This window comes from Trichocoleus sp. FACHB-40, from assembly GCF_014695915.1.
In the GTDB taxonomy this organism is placed as follows: domain Bacteria; phylum Cyanobacteriota; class Cyanobacteriia; order Cyanobacteriales; family FACHB-T130; genus Funiculus; species Funiculus sociatus.
The window spans coordinates 128,239-146,537 of record NZ_JACJPF010000024.1 but is presented as its reverse complement, the minus strand read 5'-3'; the positions used below and the strand labels follow the sequence as shown (position 1 = coordinate 146,537).

Below are 18,299 nucleotides of genomic sequence, written 5' to 3'. Positions count from 1 at the left end.
CAGCTTTCTCTTCGCCGCTCGTAATGAGGAGAATTGGGCAACAACTTTAAAATAGAGCGTAGGATAGAAAGTGGGTGTATAATTAAAAATTTTTATAATGCTCCCAGGCAACAAACGGCATGAGGGACTTAGGGAGCAAGGGGAGAGCAAGCGATCGCTTGCTCTCCCCGCATGACAAAACGGAAAATTTTGTTGGGTGGGAATAGTTCGGCCAATAGTTGATTAAATTTGTAGAAGTGTGAAAAAGGCGCATATCTTGCAACCTTGACATCTATTAGGATGTCAGGGAGTTTTGTGGGTCAAACTTCTACCATGATGATAGTGCGACCCAAATAAAGCCCTCACAAACAAGCTGTATTCTTGAGCAGAAACCTGATTCATGGCACCAGATACTCTTGAACTGGAAGGAAAAGCCTATATTCGGGCTGACGAACTACCCATCCCGGAATGGCCTTGCGTTTTGGGCGATCGCCCCCAGCCGACTCTTACCATTAAAGATAATGACCTATTTTTAGTTACCGACACGCTGGGCAACATTTCTGGGTGTTTAGGCGATGACATGAACTCCAGCATGGGGTTGTTCTGCGCTGATACCCGCTTCCTCAGCCGCCTGGAGTTGCAAATTAACGAACGTCCCCCGGTATTGCTCAGCAGCACCGCTGATAAAGGGTTTGCCCTTTCAGTTTTGTGTACCAATCCGAGTATGGACGGAGGAGTGCGATTAGAAGGAGGAGATAAATTAGAGCCAGAGGGGCAAATAGATGGCGGGGCAATGTTTGATTTTGCTCCCCTACGCGCCGATACCATAGGAATTGCGCGGGAAATTGTTCTCAATGGAGCGTTGTTTGAAGAATTAACAGTCTCCAACTACAGCACCCATTCAATTAGCTTTCAACTCAGTCTCAGCTTTGATGCGGATTTTGTGGACTTATTTGTAGTCCGGGGCTACGCTCGAAAACATAAAGGGCAGCTCTTAAGAGCAGTGCCAAAAGGTGAAACCGCAGAAAAAGAAAATTTTGAACTGAAATTAGCTTACCAAGGGCTGGATGGCTCTTTGATGGAATCTCACATTGAGTTTGTTCATCTCCAACCAGACGCGCTGAGAGGTTACACGGCAGTTTGGCAGCTAGAGCTGGATTCCCACGAAACCCAGAAGCTGGGCTATCGGCTGCAAATGCGGATAAAAAATCGGCCTGCTTCGAGTGTACCTGCGCCAGTAACTCTAGTACAAGCGAGAGCCGCAGAGTTATCCGAGCAGCAAGATTGGCGCAATCACGTTACGCAGATTCGTTCGGACAAAAACACCTTTAATCGGGTGATTGAACGGGCTGAACAGGATGTTTATTTGCTGCGGCAATCTTTCGGTAAGGGCAAGGTACTCTCAGCTGGGGTGCCGTGGTTTTCCACGCTGTTTGGACGCGACTCGATCATTGCAGCATCGCAAACCTTGATGCTCGATGCGACAATTGCCCGCGAAACGCTAACTATTTTAGCTGACTACCAAGGTAAGAATGAGGATGATTGGCGCGACGAGCAGCCTGGGAAGATTTTGCACGAGTTGCGAATGGGGGAAATGGCTCGTTGTCAAGAAATTCCTCATACGCCTTATTACGGGACGGTGGATGCTACGCCGCTGTGGTTAATGCTGTATGCGGAATATTTTGCCTGGACAGCGGATCGGGAAACTCTTGAACTACTTTGGCCTAATGCTTTGGCGGCGATGGATTGGATTGACCGCAACTGCCAGGAAACGGGCTATCTGAGTTACCAACGTCAATCGAAGCGGGGTTTGGCGAATCAGGGGTGGAAAGATTCTGGTGATTGTATTGTGAATCGCAAGGGGCAGCTAGCGATGGGCGCGATCGCTTTGTCGGAAGTGCAGGCTTATGTCTATTCTGCTAAACTCCGCCTTGCAGAAATCGCCCGGATGAAGAAGCGGTTAGACCTGTCGGATCGATGGCAAGACGAGGCCAGAGACTTGAAGAACCGCTTTAATCGCGATTTTTGGATGGCAGAGGAAGGCTTCTGCGCTCTGGCTTTGGATGGCGACGGCAATCAGGTTGATAGTATTACTTCTAATCCCGGTCACTGTCTGAATCTAGGCATCCTCTTGCCGGAAAAAGCTTATAGTGTGGCGGAACGGCTGCAAGCGCCGGATATGTTCAACGGCTGGGGGATTCGCACTTTGAGCAGTTTGTCCCCAGCATACAATCCGATGGGCTACCATGTAGGGTCGGTTTGGCCTCACGATAATGCTCTGATTGCGATGGGAGTGCGATCGCTAGGGCTTATCGATCAAGCTCTGGAACTTGCCAAAGCTTTGTTTGATATGACCATACAGCAGCCTTATCAGCGACCGCCAGAACTATTTTGCGGTTACGACCGAACAGAGGATAACGCACCAGTCAAATATCCCGTAGCTTGTTCTCCGCAAGCTTGGGCAACTGGCAGCATCTTTCAGCTGCTGCAAATGATGGTTAATTTGGTGCCAGATGCTCCTAATAACTGCTTGCGGATTATTGACCCAGCTTTGCCTGAGTCGATTAATCGTCTGGCGTTACACAACTTGAGAGTTGGAGCAACGCTGCTGGATCTGGAATTTGAGCGTTCTGGCAGTACCACCGCTTGTCGGGTCGCCAAGAAGCGGGGGAACCTCCGAGTCGTGATTGAAGCCTGATTTCCTCATTCCCAGGCGTCGCCTGGGAATTAGAGAATTAATCTTCTTGAGGTTCGCTGCTGTTGCCGGGAGACGATTTGTAAAGCGCATCCAATTGTTCGCGGGCATCTTCTACGGACATAGAACGCATCACCAGCAGCGGCTCATTAATTGGGTTCCCGGCATCATCTAACAGTTCCGGGTGCGGTACGGTTCGATAACCAGTGGCGGAAGCCATGTAGGGACTTGATGGTGGGTAACGCCGTGGAGTATCCATACTGCTGATAGTCAACAAGCTGCGGATCATATTCGCGATCGCTAAAAATGCCAAAATGGTAAAGACAACAAGATAAAGCAGGTGTAACATACGATTTTCCTCCAGGCCACACAGTCTAAGTAGTTGTTAGTTTTTATTTGTTATTGCTAGTCGCTTGCTCGGTACGGAACCGCATCCCCACCTGCCAGCACTCCGTTACTAGCTGGTGCCACGGCACCAAAGCAGACGTTTCGATACCGACTTGAGCGCCAGTTGCTAAGAAAAGCATCTGAGCTGTGCTGACTTCAGCTTGAGCTTGCTTTACCCGTTCGAGCAGGTCTGATTGCTGATTTTCACTTAAAAAGGGAATTTCTTCAGTTTCTAAGAGCAGGCGCGATCGCGCAAACCAATACTGAAAATCTTCTAACAACGGTTGTAATACCGTTTTGAGCAATTCGTTTTCCGGCAGGTTGGAAAGGGGCATGATAAAAGCCGAATACTATCCTACTCTAATCTTAACTTACTTTACAATTCTTAATGTTATTTAAAACTTTTTTAATAATGTCTAGATCCAGGGGACTAGAGGCAGGGGAAAATTATTCCCTTTTTCCCTCCTCCCCAGCCGCCAATCCAAAATTCAAAATTGACTGATCCTTTGTCTTTCAACAACCTGGGTATCATAGAAGCAGTGCTATCACAACAATTCTGTCTATTTTCGCTCTTATGGTTCAGCAGCCAATGCCCCCCGAAGAATCTTCAGCTTCCCAGGATGTGCCAGCAAAGATAAATTTGCCCCGTACCAGTGAATCTGAATCCTTGAAGAAAATCCGTCACACGGCATCCCACGTTATGGCGATGGCGGTGCAAAAGCTGTTTCCTAAGGCACAGGTGACTATCGGCCCGTGGATTGAAAACGGATTTTACTATGACTTTGACAATCCAGAGCCATTTACAGACAAAGACTTAAAAACCATCCAGAAAGAGATGGTCAAGATTGTCAATCGCAAATTGCCAGTAATTCGGGAAGAAGTCAGCCGCGAGGAAGCCGAAAGCCGAATTAAGGCAATTAATGAGCCTTACAAACTAGAAATATTAGAAGACCTACAAGAACCCATTACCATCTATCATTTGGGAGATCAGTGGTGGGATTTGTGTGCTGGGCCTCACGTAGAAAACACCAGCGAGTTGAATCCAAAAGCTTTTGAATTGGAAAGCGTCGCTGGAGCTTACTGGCGCGGCGATGAAACCAAAGCACAGCTACAGCGAATTTATGCCACGGCTTGGGAATCGCCGGAACAGCTGGCTGAGTACAAGCGACGCAAGGAAGAAGCGCTGCGGCGAGATCACCGCAAGCTAGGCAAAGAACTGGGATTGTTTATTTTTGCCGATCAGGTGGGGCCAGGGTTGCCCCTATGGACACCAAAAGGAACGGTGTTGCGGAGCGTTCTGGAAGATTTCCTCAAGCAGGAACAGCTCAAACGCGGATACCAGCAGGTAGTAACGCCCCACATCGCCAGAGTCGATTTATTTAAAACCTCTGGACACTGGCAGAAATACAAAGAAGATATGTTCCCGATGATGGCGGAGGATGAGCAAGCGGCGGCGATGGAACAAGGGTTCGCACTCAAGCCGATGAATTGCCCTTTCCACATCCAAATCTATAAGAGCCAGTTGCGCTCTTACCGGGAACTACCGATGCGACTGGCGGAGTTTGGCACCGTCTACCGTTACGAACAATCTGGGGAACTCGGTGGATTAACGCGAGTGCGCGGTTTCACCGTGGATGATTCTCACTTATTTGTAACGCCAGAACAACTTGAGAGCGAATTTCTCAACGTGGTGGATTTGATTCTGTCGGTGTTTAAGAGTCTGCAACTGAAGAACTTTAAGGCGCGTCTGAGTTTCCGCGATCCAAATTCAGACAAGTACATCGGTTCTGATGAAGCTTGGGAAAAAGCTCAAGGTGCGATTCGTCGCGCCGTGGAAACGCTGGGAATGAATTACTTTGAGGGAATTGGGGAAGCAGCGTTTTATGGCCCTAAACTGGATTTTATCTTCAGCGATGCTCTAGAGCGGGAGTGGCAGCTGGGTACTGTGCAAGTAGACTACAATTTGCCAGAACGTTTTGATTTGGAGTACGTTGCGCCGGATGGTTCCCGCCAACGTCCTGTGATGATTCACCGCGCTCCTTTTGGATCTTTAGAAAGGCTGATTGGGATTTTAATTGAGGAGTATGCTGGGGATTTCCCGTTGTGGTTAGCGCCAGTACAAGCGCGACTGCTGACAGTAAGCGACGATCAGTTGCCGTTTGCTCAGGAAGTGGTAAACCAAATGCTACGCTGCGGTATTCGCGCCGAAGTTGACACCAGTGGCGAACACCTCAAGAAACAGATTCGCAATGGTGAAAAGGAGAAAATCCCAGTTATGGCAGTTGTGGGAGCGAAAGAGGTGGAAGCTAATAGTTTGAGTATTCGCCTCCGCGCTTCGGGTAAGCCAACTCAAGAGTTAGGAGCGATGCCTGTTAGTGAGGTAATTGAGAGAATCAAAGACGCTAAGCTCAACTACGGCAGCTTTTAAAGTGTAGGGTGGGTTTTTTCCCACCTTACTGATTATTCCAGAGGATGAAGGGAGCGATCGCTTCCTTTTTCCATTTTTAAGCTCTTTTCCTAAGCAATACGGAATCCATAACATTTCTGGTGAAGGGTAAGTATACAAACTTTTATCCTAAACACCAGCCAAAATGGAGAAATTACACGTTTTAGGAACAAGCATTTTTCTAGTAGCATCTATTGGATTTAGTACGTCTCAAGCTGCTGTAAAAAGTGAAAATATTTTGACAGCCAAATCCAACACAATTGAACTAGCCCAAAGTAACTCTAGATTCCGCCCAGATCCAGATTATCCGAATGTCCTTCGCGACTATGGTTGGACTACGCGGCTACCAAAAACCGGTAAAGTAACGGTTCGTGGCAATATTAAACAACTAAATTCAAATCGGCTGTTTACTCGTTGCCCTGCTAATACGGTGGTAGTTGCATTTGCAGAAAGTACAAATTACTTGACGCAAATCTGTTCTAAAGAATATGATTTATCACTTCCTAAGTATTACTTTGGACGCGACAAGAAAAGTGGCAGCAGTCTGAAGATTGTGAATAATGATGCAGATGAAGCTAATCAACTGATTTTTCACAATCGCGGCTACACCTACTTGATTTATGCAGATGGTTCGCGTCCCGAAGGCTCGAACGCATATCTAGAGGTGACGCAGCCAAATGGGAAAACTTACGCTGAAGCGCTGCTTTACTTGTACGATCGAAGATAATTTGTAACCCTCACTCTATAAACGGTGCGGGGAATTTGCTGCTACCAACGCCTAATTTAAAGATGCCCTCTGTTTCTTGCGTAACCGTTACCGTTCCCGCTACGACTGCGAATTTGGGACCTGGATTTGATTGCATTGGGGCAGCTTTGACGCTGTACAATCAGTTCAAGTTCACCCGGCTCAACTCAGCTAAACCGGAATTGAAAATAACTGTCACTGGTGCGGAAGCCGAACGGGTTAACACCAGTGCTGATAATCTGGTTTACCAGTCGTTTGTGAAGTTGTATCAGCATATCGGTGAAACGCCGCCGTCAGTGGAGATTGAGATTGATTTGGGTGTTCCTCTGGCGCGGGGTTTGGGTAGTTCGGCGACAGCGATCGCGGGTGGGTTAGTTGGTGCTAATCTGTTGGCTGGTTCGCCTTTGAGTCAGGCTGAGGTGATGGAATTAGCGATCGCTATGGAAGGACATCCTGATAATGTGGTTCCGGCGTTGTTGGGGGGTTGTCGTCTGGCGGCTACGGGTTTAAACGAACCGCAGCACCCAGAACCCAGAGAAGAGGGATGGGAGATTTGTGAGGTTCCCTGGCATTCTGATGTTGTTCCGGTGGTGGCGATTCCGGATTTTGAGCTTTCGACTTCTGAGGCGCGACGGGTTTTGCCAAATCAGTACAGTCGTGCTGATGCGATTTTTAATACGGCGCATCTGGGTTTGCTGTTGCGGGGGTTGGAAACTGGACGGGACGATTGGTTAAGGGCGGCGCTGCAAGACCGCATTCATCAGCCTTATCGGAAAGCTTTGATTCCCGGTTATGATGCTGTACGCGAGGCTGCAATGGCGGCGGGTGCTTTAGGTATGGTGATTAGTGGTGCGGGGCCAACTCTTTTGGCTCTTGTACGCCGTGATCTGTGTGTGTCTGTGGAAGAAGCGATCGCTACAACTTGGCAGCAGGAAGGAATTAAGGCTCAAGTGCGATCGCTGCAAATTGATTTGCACGGCGCAAGCAGCTCCACAGAAGCATTACCATGAATAGATAATCAACTTAAGTAATTATGGAGCCATTGCAGGCAGAAATTGACGCGATTCGCTCTCAACTTGAAGCTTTAAAGCAAGAACGCGAGTCATTGAAAGTAGATCCAGTATTGCCAAGCTATGACTCACCAGAGGCGATTGTTGAGGCTTATCGTCGTCATGCTAGAGAGACATCACAAATGTCTGCTGAAATCAAGGGGATAGATGATGCGATCGCTGCTCTGGAAGCTAAATTAAAGCAGCTGGTCGGGCAACCTCTAGAATTGTTACAAAGGCAGCGCAAACAAAACTCTCTGGAGCAGCAGTTAGATGAGGACAAACAACGCGCTCAGGGTCATGCTGAACGCATTAACGACCTCGCCGCAGAGCTGGCGGAAGAAGTACAGGCGCTCAAAGCGATCGCTGACGAAATTAGTACGGATTATTGGCAGTTACACGGGAAGCCTTTTATTACTGGGTTCAGCAGGGTGACGGTTCCCCACGTCCGTTCAGATGGGGTTGTTTGGACGATTGTGAATAAAGTTGTTTGAGAATCCCTCCCCAACCTCTGCCCGTTGACGGGGAGGGCTTAAGTTTAATGGCTATTCTTTCAAGTTGGAGAGCGTTTCTGGAAGGGGCGATCGCTCTTTTACAGGATAATTTTTCTGCTCGATCAAGCGCTGCAATTCTTTAACACGCCTACCGGGTGCTGGATGGGTAGTTAAGAAATCAAAATTCACACCTTTTTGACGACTCATTCGGGCAAAAAAGTCGGTTGCTCCTGCTACATGACCGTAAGTATTTTGTAGTAAAGTAAGTCCAAACTCATCGGCTTGAGATTCTTGAGACTGAGAAAATTGGGAATTGCTGACAGCTTCAACTCCAGAAGCAGCAACTGATGATAGTCCACCCGCATCGCCAAAAATGGTAGCGATCGCGATCGGGAAAATCAGCTGGCGCACTAAACTGCGTAAATGATCACGATGGGCAAAATGTCCCAACTCATGTCCCAACACCATCATCAGCTCATTTTCAGATTTGATTTGTTTGAGCAACCCCGCGTAGATGATTATGCGATCGCCTGGTAAAGCTAGAGCATTCACCGTATCACCTGGCAAATATAGCACTCCGTAATCCCGCTCTTGTCTCACCTGCTGCGGCAATTTTGTTTCCAGTTTGTCTAGCAGCTGATTCAATGTCTCTTGAGTAGGTGACGGTTTAGCCAACTGTTCGTAAGCCGGAACAATTACAGCACCCAGTTGTTTTTCCACACTGGGAGGAATCACCCATACCAGGCTATTAATCAGCAAACCAAACAGCCAAATAACACTGACAATAAAGCCAATAAATAGCCCCAGAATTATGAGCAGTTGGCGGTTACTTGGGGGCGGATTGCGATTAATAGGTGTTGCTGTTGAAGGGATTTCAGAAGACATGATATTAATTATTAGTACGGTGGAATGGCACTTACAAAAGCCGAAAATTAACTTTTAGGTCGGGTTGAACGATAGTGAACCCTACAACTCTCTTAGATTAGCTAGATGTTGGGTGAGGCTCCAAGAGCGCAACCTACGTTTTTAAGTAAGTTCTGCATCCACACAGTATTTTTTTATCAATTACTACTCTTAACTGGACGAAACGGATTCAAGAAATTAATCAACGCATAAAGCTCCCGCGACTGAATCCATAAACGTCCGTTACCCTGAAAGCGACATACTAATCCTTCACCACCTAAAATTCCAGTTCTCAGCCCTTTAAATGACAAACCCCCTAACATCTCAACTTTGTATTGTAACGAATCTTCAAACGCTACAATGTAGCCAGTATCTACTACATAATCACCCGCCACCGGAATTTCTACAATTGCTCCATAAGAACTAAACCAGATATCACCTTGTCCAGCTGCGCGAAGTAAAAACAAGGACTCTCCACTAAAGAAGCCTTTAAAACCTTGAAACTTAGTATCGAGTTGAACTGTGGGACTAGCAGCAACAAATCCAGAAGATTGCACCATTAAACCATTACCATTCAGGTAGTAATGCTGAATCTCTCCAGGGACTCCAGGTGAAACATACAGTTCTCCTGCTCTACCTTCAGCGGTGAATTCACTGATAAATAAAGATTCACCACCCAGCATTCTACCAAGACCTTTCATTAAACCACCTTGCACCTTAGATTTCATTTTGATGCAAGAGTCCATCGCCGCCATTGCTCCTGATTCAACTAACACTGTTTGATTTGCCCTCAAGTCGAACCGTAGGGAAGCATATGCAGGAGAATGTTCGATTTCGTATTTTATTTCATTCATATTTTTAAATTGTTAATTATTTGTTCTCCGTGAAGAATGGCTAATGCTTATCGTGCCGGAAGCTGAGCGCCAACCAGCATACCAAAGGCACCAGGATTGTGAGTTTGGCAAAACACCTTACCTTGTCCTTTAAACCGACAAATGAAACCTTCACCGCCTAAGAAAGAACCGATCAAACTAGAACTTGCTTTTTTTATTTCAAATGTCAGGCTTTTTTCAAAGGCAACAATATGTCCGGTATCAACAATATATTCACCGTTTACTGATATTTCATAAATTGCCCCAAAGGAACTGAGAAGAACAGAACCCTTGCCAGTGACATCTAACCAAAAGATTGATTCTCCAGAAAATAAAGATTTAAAGCCTTGAAATCCCAAGTTAATATCAACATCTGATTCACTGGCTAGGTAAGAAGCAGACTGCACAACTAAACCATCGCCAGCCATTTTATAGGGCAAAATATCGCCCATCAATTTTGGAGCCAGAAATATTTCACCCCCAGCAGTGGGAGAACGGAAGACACTTAAAAATAACGACTCACCAGCCACCATGCGCTTGAGTCCGCCTAATATTCCGCCGCCTTTTCCTTGACGTAAAGTGGTGCTGGCATTGATGTAACCACTCATGGCAATCATTCTGCCAGCTTCTGCAACTAATTCTTCACCAGCACTTAAAGTAACGCGAGCGATCGCGCTGTCTGGTTGATGTAAAATTTCCACATTCATTTGGACAAAATCTCCTAAAATAGTTTTGAAGGTTGAATTTTATTTTTTAAAAACTCAAATAGCCTTCAAAATTCAAAACTTTATTACCGTAATTTAGGGCTTAAATACCTAACTAATCCCCCAACACTGCGAGACTGTAAATAAATCTCCCCTTGACCAGTCAGACGGTTTACTAATCCTTCCCCCGACGTGACAGAACCAAGCAATCCGCCAGCCAACCCAATATTCATTTTGATTCCTGGTTCATAAGCAACTAAATGACCGCTATCCACCACAAATTCGCCAGAAATACGTTTTTGAGTAATGCCACCATAAGCACCAAAAAACACTTGTCCCTGACCGTTTAGCTTCAGCTTAAACAGTCCTTCTCCTGATACCCAGCTCTTGAAACCTGCCCACTGTACTCCCATATTTACGCCTGGAGTATGGGCAATATAAGCACCGGGTTGGAAGCAAATTTCCCGCCCACCCCGTAAATCAATACAAACTATATCGCCAATGGTGGATTGAGTTAAAACTAACTGCAATGGTTGCTGTGAATTGTTAGTAAAAACATTAACAAATAATGATTCTCCACCAAAGAATTTCTTTAACAGTCCTGAGATGAAACCACCGGAAAACTCTGTTTTTATGGACAGTTGAGCATTCATACTGGTCATAGCTCCCGCCTCAGCGGTGAGGCTATCACCCGGATTCAAGGTGACAAAAACAGAGGCAAAGGCTGGTTTGTAACGAATTTCGTACTTCACCGATAAATCTCCTGCTTTTGGTGGATGCAGATATATACAAGCTTGACAGAAGTTTTTCCGGTATCCAGAATTATTAAGGAAAATAGATACATCTTAAAACAGGTTAAACGTGTAGCTGGTATCGCTCCCCAGTACAATCAAGTTATGACCCCTCAACCTAGAAAACAATTTGCTCAACACTGGCTGCGAAGCGACAAGGCTCTGAATCAAATTGTCGCCGCAGCTGCTTTATCGAAATGCGATCGCGTTCTGGAAATCGGCCCCGGTACTGGTATCCTGACTCGTCGCTTATTGCCCCTGGCTGAATCGGTCGTCGCTGTCGAAATTGACCGCGATTTGTGTCAACTGCTGGCTAAACAACTGGGTAAGGTGGAAAATTTTCTCCTTCTACAAGGCGATTTTCTTTCTCTCGATTTAGACGCTTCTTTAACTTCATTCCTAGCCTTCCAAAATCCAAATAAAGTTGTTGCCAATATCCCCTACAACATCACTGGCCCAATTTTGGAAAAATTGTTAGGTACAATTTCCCAACCCGCAGCCAAACCGTTTGATTCAATTGTGCTGCTGGTACAGAAGGAAGTAGCACAAAGGCTGTATGCTAAACCAGGCTCGAAAGCATTTGGAGCTTTATCGGTGCGGGTGCAATATCTAGCAGAGTGCGAGTTAATTTGTATTGTGCCAGCAGGAGCGTTTCATCCGCCGCCTAAGGTTGATTCAGCGGTGGTGCGTCTGCGTCCGCGAATGACGGAACCACCAGCCGATGACCCCAAGCACCTAGAGACTTTGTTAAAGTTAGGCTTTGCCGAAAAGCGCAAAATGTTGCGAAATAATTTGAAAGGGATAGTAGAACGCGATCGCCTCACCCAATTACTGGAACAATTAGAAGTAAATCCCCAAGCCCGCGCCGAAGACTTAAGCGTTGCTCAATGGGTAGCCTTGAGTAACTTGGATCTTGCCTAACGACTAAAGTCGCCGCCATCCTTCCAGGGTGCGGGCATCCCTTACCGACTACACTATGCGTTCCTACTCCCTGATTTCCCCAGCCAAAATTAATCTCTACCTGGAAATTATCGGCGATCGCCCGGATGGTTATCACGAACTGGTAATGGTGCTGCAAAGCATCGGCTTAAGCGATCGCATAAATTTGCGATCGCTTAGCACCGAAATCATCCGCGTCCAATGCGATCATCCCGAAGTGCCGCAAGACAAAAGTAATCTTGCTTACCGCGCGGCAGAATTGATGGCAGTAAAATTTCCCGAAGCCTTTGCCCAGTATGGCGGCGTTGAAATTGCCATAGAAAAACAAATCCCCGTAGGGGCTGGACTCGCTGGCGGATCTAGCAATGCCGCAGCTGTTATCGTCGGGATAGATTTGCTGTGGCATCTGGGACTCACTCAGTCGGAATTGCAAGAACTGGCTGCAAAAATTGGCTCAGATGTTCCTTTTTGTATCGCAGGCGGCACAGCACTGGCAACTGGGCGGGGTGAGGAACTTTCTCCTCTGCCAAATTTGGATCGTCTCTATGTCGTCTTGGGCAAATACCGCAATCTGGCGGTTTACACGCCTTGGGCTTACCAAACTTACCGACAGCAATATCTCAGTTCCTACGTTAGGGATGCTGATAGTTTGGAAGCACGCAGGGAACGAGTACATTCTGGGCCAATGGTAAGAGCTATCTACAATAAAGATGGATCAAAAATCGGTCAACTGCTGCACAATGACTTAGAGAAAGTCGTATTGCCAGAGTATCCCCAAGTATTGCGACTGCGGGAAGCTTTCATCAGTGCTGGTGTCTTGGGAACCATGATGTCGGGTTCCGGGCCAACAGTATTTGCACTCTGCGAAACAGAAGCCCAAGCACAACAGGTACAGCAGCAAGTTAGACAGTCAATTCTTGACCCCAATTTAGACTTGTGGGTAACTGGGGTAACAACTAACGGTATTCATGTTTCAACTTAAAATTTATGACTGACCCTACTCCTACACAAAATCCAGCTGTCCAACCAACCGAAACGCCAACGAGTCCTCTACGCTGTTTGACTGGGGCGTTGATTGCAGGAGGAATGGCATATTGCCTCTACTTGCTCACCGTCTCAATTTCTCAAACGTTTGCCGCTAAGCCTATTTCATCGGATAACGTTACTGCGATCAATATTGCGATCGCTGTTCGTACTCTCGTTGTTGGTATGAGCGCATTGGGAACATGTATCTTTGGTTTAGTAACTCTTGGTCTTCTTGCCTTAGCTATTCAAATTACGTTTCAACGCCTGACAAACCGCACACCACCACCAACTCAATAGTATAAGTAGGTAGACATAATTCAACTTGAATAGCAAGGAGTCCCCTACCATATCTGTACTCGGATTGGTGGAGGGAGGCATTGCGCGTAAATTACGAAACGTCCTCCAACTAATATTCGCGCCCCGGCGGCTCAGGAAAGGAAGACAGTTAAGTAATTTACAATTTTCATATATTGAAATATCCTGAGAGGATAAAGTTTTCCTTTCCCTAATTTTACTTGTTCTTTTTTGCGCCCCTTAAAAAAATATTTATTCTTTATAATTAATTGTTAATGTTTCATCATTTCTTTAAAAATTATGCTAACAGATGATGGCTAATAGCAGATGATAGTAATATAAGAAGCATTGAGTGCTTAACGCGGAAAATCAAGCTGAGATATTAGTAGGTTAACAGATGAAATCAAAGACGGCAAAAATAAACCGATCTTTGCCCATCGCTTAGCTAGAAGTTGAGCAGGGGAAAATTTTTATAAGTAAAATAACTTGACTGTAATCAAAGGGTGCAATAATTATGATAGTTTCCCATTGCCAGACGACAGCTAAAAACCAGATGTATCTGCCCCAAATAGAGCAACCAGCAGAACTAATCGAGCAACTTTTGGCGATAGGGACAGCACTTTCGGGCAGTCAAGATTTAGGAGAATTACTAAATCTGATTTTATCTAAGAGTCGCGAGATTACTTGTAGCGATGCGGGAAGTGTTTATTTAATAGATCGAACTGAAGACACTCCCAAGTTGGTATTTAAAGTAGCACAGAATGATTCTCGATCGAGCGATTCCTTTCGAGAGTTCTGCGTGCCGTTAACTCCAAAAAGTTTGGCAGGGTACGTGGCGCTGACGGGTGAAAGCTTAAATTTGCCAGATGCTTATAATTTACCTCCAGATGTTCCCTACCAGCTGGATCGCAGTTTTGACCTGAGCATTCCCTACCACACGCGCTCAGTTTTGGTGCTGCCAATGCAAGACGCTGAAGGAGAAATTATAGGGGTGCTTCAGCTGATCAATCGCAAGATTAATATTAACGCGGTTGTAACTCCGGAAAATGTGCGGGATGTTACTCAACCTTATTCGGCGTGGGAAGAATACGTTGTGCGAAGTCTTGCTTCTCAGGCGGCGATCTCTATTGAACGCAATCAATTACAAAAGAGTATTGAAAATCTCTTCGAGGGCTTTGTCAGAGCTTCTGTTCAGATTATTGAAGCGCGAGATCCCACAACATCGGGGCATTCTGAGCGAGTTGCAGACTTGGTGGTGCGTCTGGCTCAAGAAGCGAGTACAGTAACCACAGGGTCATTGCGGTTGATTTATTTTAGCGATCGCCAAATCCAAGAAATTCGTTATGCAGCACTGTTGCATGACTTTGGCAAAGTAAGTACACCAGAAGCTATTTTAGGCAAGCAGAAAAAACTTTATCCAGCGCAGCTGGAGGTGATTCGTAACCGCTTTGCTGTAGCGCAGCGCACCTTGGAAATGGAATGCGCCCAGAGTAAGTTTAAATATTTAATTGAGCATCCCAGCCACCGCCACAATGATTCGGAAAACGTCTGTTCCCACTGCCAACAACTGCAACAATTAGATAGCCAAGTTGAAGATGCGATCGCTAAACTCAATGAATATTGGCAGCTATTACTAGAGGCAAACGAACCCCATATTCTAGCCCAAGAGCTTCCAGAACGACTCAGAGAGTTGTCTGAATACACCTATCAAGATGTAGATGGTGAGATGAAGCCGCTGATGTCATCTCAAGAATTGTCTCAACTTATGGTGCCTAGAGGTAATTTGACAACCGCAGAGCGATCGATAATCGAAGCCCACGTCACCCACACCTACGAATTTCTTAAGCGGATTCCCTGGACAAAGCATCTAAAAAATGTTCCCCTGATTGCTGCTTTACATCACGAAAAACTCGATGGTAGTGGCTATCCCCAAGCCTTGACACAGGCAGAAATTCCGATTCAAACTCAAATTTTGACGATTGCAGATATTTACGATGCACTCACAGCAAGCGATCGCCCTTATAAACGTCGATTGCCTGTTGAAAACGCGATCGCCATTCTCAGAGCAGAAGCAGCTCAAAGCAAAATCAACACCGATCTAGTCACCCTGTTCGAGCAACGCCATGTTTTTGCTGCTTTGGGTCACACCCTCTCAATTGAAGCTCATTCAGCAGCTTAGGGGCGAACACGGCGGTATTCAGCCTGAATATGGCTCCCACGCCCCAAATCGCCATTTGGCAATTTTTGTCACATTTTCGCCCTAATTACCGAAAACTTGTTAATAACTAATGCCACAGACATCGCGCCTGTGCTACAGACTAATAATAATTGATGACTTTGCAATTCTTATCTTTAACCCAAATTTTCCCCACCTATTCCCCAACGTTTCCACAAAGCCGTTCAACTTTTTCCACAGGTTAAGAGAAGTTTTCCACAGGGTTTAACGGTCGGATCGGGTCTTGCTGTTCTAGTGGGGATTTTTAAAAAGATACTGACTCGCCTGGGATGGACTGAGTTTTAGTAAAGATAGGTAACAAAAAGCGACCGAAAAAGCTGATTCTCTCGTGAATATTTTTTTTGCGTACAGGTGAGTGTAACATTTCGCAGCATTGACAGGGTGGGGAAGAGAAGCCGACAATGATGCGACAGTCAGTTGTCCGTAAGCGTTGAAACGTTTCAACTTTCCAACTCTTAGCTGACCACAGGCCACAGACCACAGAAAGGAGTTCTATGAACGCAACAATCAGTATCCTGGCAGAAATCCCTGAAGAACTACACGAATCTCTCAAAAACTACCTAGAAACTCATCCTGATTGGGATCACGATCGCGTTTTTGCCGCAGCGCTGTCCCTATTCTTGCTGCAAAATGGTAATGGCAACAGCCCAGAAGCTTCGCAAAGTTATCGCAAAGCAGCACGGGTTTATCTGGAAACCCTTTTCCAGCATACAGTTTGACAAATAGCGCTGGATCTAACAAAAACTTGTTGATATTGTCGGATTTGACTGTAGAGGACACGATAAATGGCTTATTTCTGGTATAAGGCTTTTCACATTGTCGGCTTTGTGGTCTGGTTTGCAGGCTTGTTTTACCTGGTACGTCTCTTTATCTATCACGTAGAGGCGAGTGAGCAGCCAGAACCTGCCCAAACGATTCTGAAGAATCAGTATCAGATTATGGAAAAACGCCTTTACAAAATCATCACGACACCAGGAATGATAGTGACGGTAGCGATGGCGATTGGTATCGTTACTACTGAACCTGAAGTTCTCAAGCAAACTTGGTTGCATATCAAACTCGGTTTGGTGGTTGTTTTAATTGGCTACCATCATTATTGTGGTCGTCTCCTCAAACAGTTAGCCGAAGATCGATGCACTTGGAGTAGTCAGCAGTTACGGGCTTTGAATGAAGCCCCTACTTTACTGCTAGTTGTAATTGTTTTGCTGGCTGTGTTTAAAAATAGTCTGCCTTTAGATATCACCACTTGGACGGTCGTGGGTTTAATTATTACTATGGCAGCTACTATTCAGTTGTATGCGAAAAAGCGTAAGCGGGATCAAGAAAAACTCCAGAATGAGGTTCCCCAACAAGAGGCGCAACAAACAATATAAAACGAGGGTGCGATCGCTACCGTTTAGTGATTACTAGCAATTGACAATGAACAATAGACAAATGACCGCTGATAACCCAGATGCAACACCCGCTTTAGTAATTCCCCAGTTAATTGTTGGTTTGGGGAATCCAGAACCTAAGTATGACAAAACGCGGCACAACATTGGTTTTGATGCGGTTGATGTCCTGGCCCGTTCTTGGCAAATTCCTTTGAGTGAAAATCGCAAGTTCCAGGCGCAGTTTGGCGAAGGGCGTGGATTACACGGAGACAAGATAAGATTACTTAAGCCCCTCACTTACATGAATCTCTCAGGACAGGCAATTCGCGCTTGTGTTGATTGGTATAAGATTCCCCCAGAGTCGGTGCTGGTGATTTACGACGATATGGATTTACCTCTGGGGAAGATTCGCCTGCGCCTTTCGGGTTCGGCGGGCGGACACAACGGGATGAAGTCAGCGATCGCCCATCTCGGTAGTCAAGATTTCCCCCGTCTGCGGATCGGTATTGGCAAAACCAAAGCAGAACAGGACACGGTTGCTCACGTCCTGGGTAAATTTTCCTCTACTGAAAATCAAGTTTTGTCTGATGTCCTGCAACTGGTAACTCAGTCAGTGGAAGTAAGCCTCAAGCAAGGGGTTGAGAAGGCTATGAGTCTTTTCAATAACCGCTCTGTTATCCCCAATTCGCCTTAGAAAAGAATACGGTTCACGAAGAAGTTAAAATCCAAAACCTGTAACTATTCTTCAATGAACCGTATTGCTTTTTGCCTTAAAAGAAGTCGCCTTAACGAAAACGTCTTGTTTTGCGGCGCGCAGCAGTTGCCTTGCGCTTACGCTTCTCTAGGGGAGTTTCAAAGTGCCGCCGATACCTTGCATCTGCTAATATCCCCGCTTTGGAGACTTGCCGCTTAAAGCGCCGCAGTGCTGATTCTATTCCTTCACTTTCACCTAAAACCACTTGGGTCATTATTGTTGATTCCTCGCTAATGTTGATTGATTGACTGTTAGTGTGAGTGTCACCCACGACCACTTGTTCTATGTTTTAATACCTGGGTCGCGGTTTTTGCTCCCTAGAGAAGCTTAGCGAAGCTGCTCTTAGTAGCCAAAGTCTTGCATTCTTCGGGTAAATCCGGCAGTGCCGTCTCCCGACTTTCCTACATACTTGCAGACCATTTCTGTAGTGTAGGTATTGATTTGAAGCTTTTTGCCTACTTTTTCTTTTACCCCACAAAGCGTTTAGCTCTAGCTTTGTAGCGGGTCTAGGACTTACAGGAGCAGCCCTACCTTATTCAGTCGGTTTTATCCTAAGATATCTCCACCCCCCAAAGGGCGATCGCACTTTAATCCAATCCGCCCTGAATTGCA

19 protein-coding genes are annotated in these 18,299 nt (G+C 45.9%); 12 read left to right on the top strand and 7 right to left on the bottom strand.

Annotation, left to right across the window (positions count from 1 at the left end; translation table 11 throughout):
* Positions 1-379 precede the first annotated feature (379 nt).
* Positions 380-2,677, top strand: coding sequence for an amylo-alpha-1,6-glucosidase (locus H6F63_RS01755; protein WP_190634356.1), 2,298 nt, complete (start codon positions 380-382; stop codon positions 2,675-2,677).
* Between the two features lie 37 nt (positions 2,678-2,714).
* Here the strand turns inward: H6F63_RS01755 and H6F63_RS01750 are convergent, their stop codons facing one another.
* Together H6F63_RS01750 and H6F63_RS01745 are read right to left on the bottom strand one after the other, a co-directional pair.
* Complete coding sequence (locus tag H6F63_RS01750; RefSeq protein WP_190634353.1) at positions 2,715-3,023, bottom strand: DUF2973 domain-containing protein; 309 nt, start codon at positions 3,021-3,023, stop codon at positions 2,715-2,717.
* Between the two features lie 43 nt (positions 3,024-3,066).
* On the bottom strand, positions 3,067-3,396 hold the full coding sequence (locus tag H6F63_RS01745; protein WP_190427890.1) for a DUF2605 domain-containing protein: 330 nt from the start codon (positions 3,394-3,396) through the stop codon (positions 3,067-3,069).
* A gap of 239 nt (positions 3,397-3,635) precedes the next feature.
* Between H6F63_RS01745 and thrS the strand changes: the two genes are divergently transcribed.
* From thrS to H6F63_RS01725, 4 genes are all read left to right on the top strand, one after another.
* Positions 3,636-5,489, top strand: coding sequence for a threonine--tRNA ligase (gene thrS / locus H6F63_RS01740; RefSeq protein WP_190634351.1), 1,854 nt, complete (start codon positions 3,636-3,638; stop codon positions 5,487-5,489).
* A gap of 163 nt (positions 5,490-5,652) precedes the next feature.
* The gene (locus H6F63_RS01735; RefSeq protein WP_190634349.1) at positions 5,653-6,234 is read left to right on the top strand and encodes a hypothetical protein; all 582 of its coding nucleotides are present in this window, start codon (positions 5,653-5,655) and stop codon (positions 6,232-6,234) included.
* 62 nt (positions 6,235-6,296) lie between these two features.
* A complete protein-coding gene (gene thrB / locus H6F63_RS01730; protein WP_190634348.1) occupies positions 6,297-7,262 on the top strand; it encodes a homoserine kinase in 966 nt (321 codons plus the stop codon).
* Positions 7,263-7,285: 23 nt separating this feature from the next.
* Positions 7,286-7,795 (top strand): hypothetical protein, encoded by a 510-nt coding sequence (locus H6F63_RS01725; protein ID WP_190634345.1) that lies wholly within the window; start codon positions 7,286-7,288, stop codon positions 7,793-7,795.
* A gap of 51 nt (positions 7,796-7,846) precedes the next feature.
* Here the strand turns inward: H6F63_RS01725 and H6F63_RS01720 are convergent, their stop codons facing one another.
* From H6F63_RS01720 to H6F63_RS01705, 4 genes are all read right to left on the bottom strand, one after another.
* A complete protein-coding gene (locus tag H6F63_RS01720; RefSeq protein WP_190634343.1) occupies positions 7,847-8,680 on the bottom strand; it encodes a M48 family metallopeptidase in 834 nt (277 codons plus the stop codon).
* Between the two features lie 176 nt (positions 8,681-8,856).
* A complete protein-coding gene (locus tag H6F63_RS01715; RefSeq protein ID WP_190634342.1) occupies positions 8,857-9,552 on the bottom strand; it encodes a TIGR00266 family protein in 696 nt (231 codons plus the stop codon).
* Between the two features lie 47 nt (positions 9,553-9,599).
* Positions 9,600-10,277 (bottom strand): TIGR00266 family protein, encoded by a 678-nt coding sequence (locus H6F63_RS01710; protein ID WP_190634340.1) that lies wholly within the window; start codon positions 10,275-10,277, stop codon positions 9,600-9,602.
* Between the two features lie 83 nt (positions 10,278-10,360).
* The gene (locus H6F63_RS01705; protein ID WP_190634339.1) at positions 10,361-11,026 is read right to left on the bottom strand and encodes a TIGR00266 family protein; all 666 of its coding nucleotides are present in this window, start codon (positions 11,024-11,026) and stop codon (positions 10,361-10,363) included.
* A gap of 144 nt (positions 11,027-11,170) precedes the next feature.
* Between H6F63_RS01705 and rsmA the strand changes: the two genes are divergently transcribed.
* From rsmA to pth, 7 genes are all read left to right on the top strand, one after another.
* Positions 11,171-11,986, top strand: a complete 816-nt coding sequence (gene rsmA / locus H6F63_RS01700; protein WP_190437561.1) for a 16S rRNA (adenine(1518)-N(6)/adenine(1519)-N(6))-dimethyltransferase RsmA — start codon at positions 11,171-11,173, stop codon at positions 11,984-11,986.
* Positions 11,987-12,041: 55 nt separating this feature from the next.
* On the top strand, positions 12,042-12,986 hold the full coding sequence (gene ispE / locus H6F63_RS01695; RefSeq protein ID WP_190634336.1) for a 4-(cytidine 5'-diphospho)-2-C-methyl-D-erythritol kinase: 945 nt from the start codon (positions 12,042-12,044) through the stop codon (positions 12,984-12,986).
* Positions 12,987-12,991: 5 nt separating this feature from the next.
* Positions 12,992-13,327 (top strand): DUF3082 domain-containing protein, encoded by a 336-nt coding sequence (locus tag H6F63_RS01690; protein ID WP_190634335.1) that lies wholly within the window; start codon positions 12,992-12,994, stop codon positions 13,325-13,327.
* A gap of 550 nt (positions 13,328-13,877) precedes the next feature.
* Complete coding sequence (locus H6F63_RS01685; RefSeq protein ID WP_347276757.1) at positions 13,878-15,503, top strand: HD domain-containing phosphohydrolase; 1,626 nt, start codon at positions 13,878-13,880, stop codon at positions 15,501-15,503.
* A gap of 551 nt (positions 15,504-16,054) precedes the next feature.
* Entirely contained in the window at positions 16,055-16,279 is a 225-nt protein-coding gene (locus tag H6F63_RS01680; protein ID WP_190427856.1) for a DUF2811 domain-containing protein, read from the top strand.
* 66 nt (positions 16,280-16,345) lie between these two features.
* Positions 16,346-16,933, top strand: coding sequence for a protoporphyrinogen oxidase HemJ (gene hemJ, locus H6F63_RS01675; RefSeq protein WP_190634330.1), 588 nt, complete (start codon positions 16,346-16,348; stop codon positions 16,931-16,933).
* Between the two features lie 46 nt (positions 16,934-16,979).
* Positions 16,980-17,627, top strand: coding sequence for an aminoacyl-tRNA hydrolase (gene pth, locus H6F63_RS01670; RefSeq protein ID WP_242019461.1), 648 nt, complete (start codon positions 16,980-16,982; stop codon positions 17,625-17,627).
* A 91-nt stretch (positions 17,628-17,718) separates the two neighbouring features.
* Here pth and rpsU read toward each other — a convergent pair whose 3' ends face one another.
* Entirely contained in the window at positions 17,719-17,901 is a 183-nt protein-coding gene (gene rpsU, locus H6F63_RS01665) for a 30S ribosomal protein S21 (protein ID WP_190437439.1), read from the bottom strand.
* Positions 17,902-18,299: the final 398 nt, after the last annotated feature.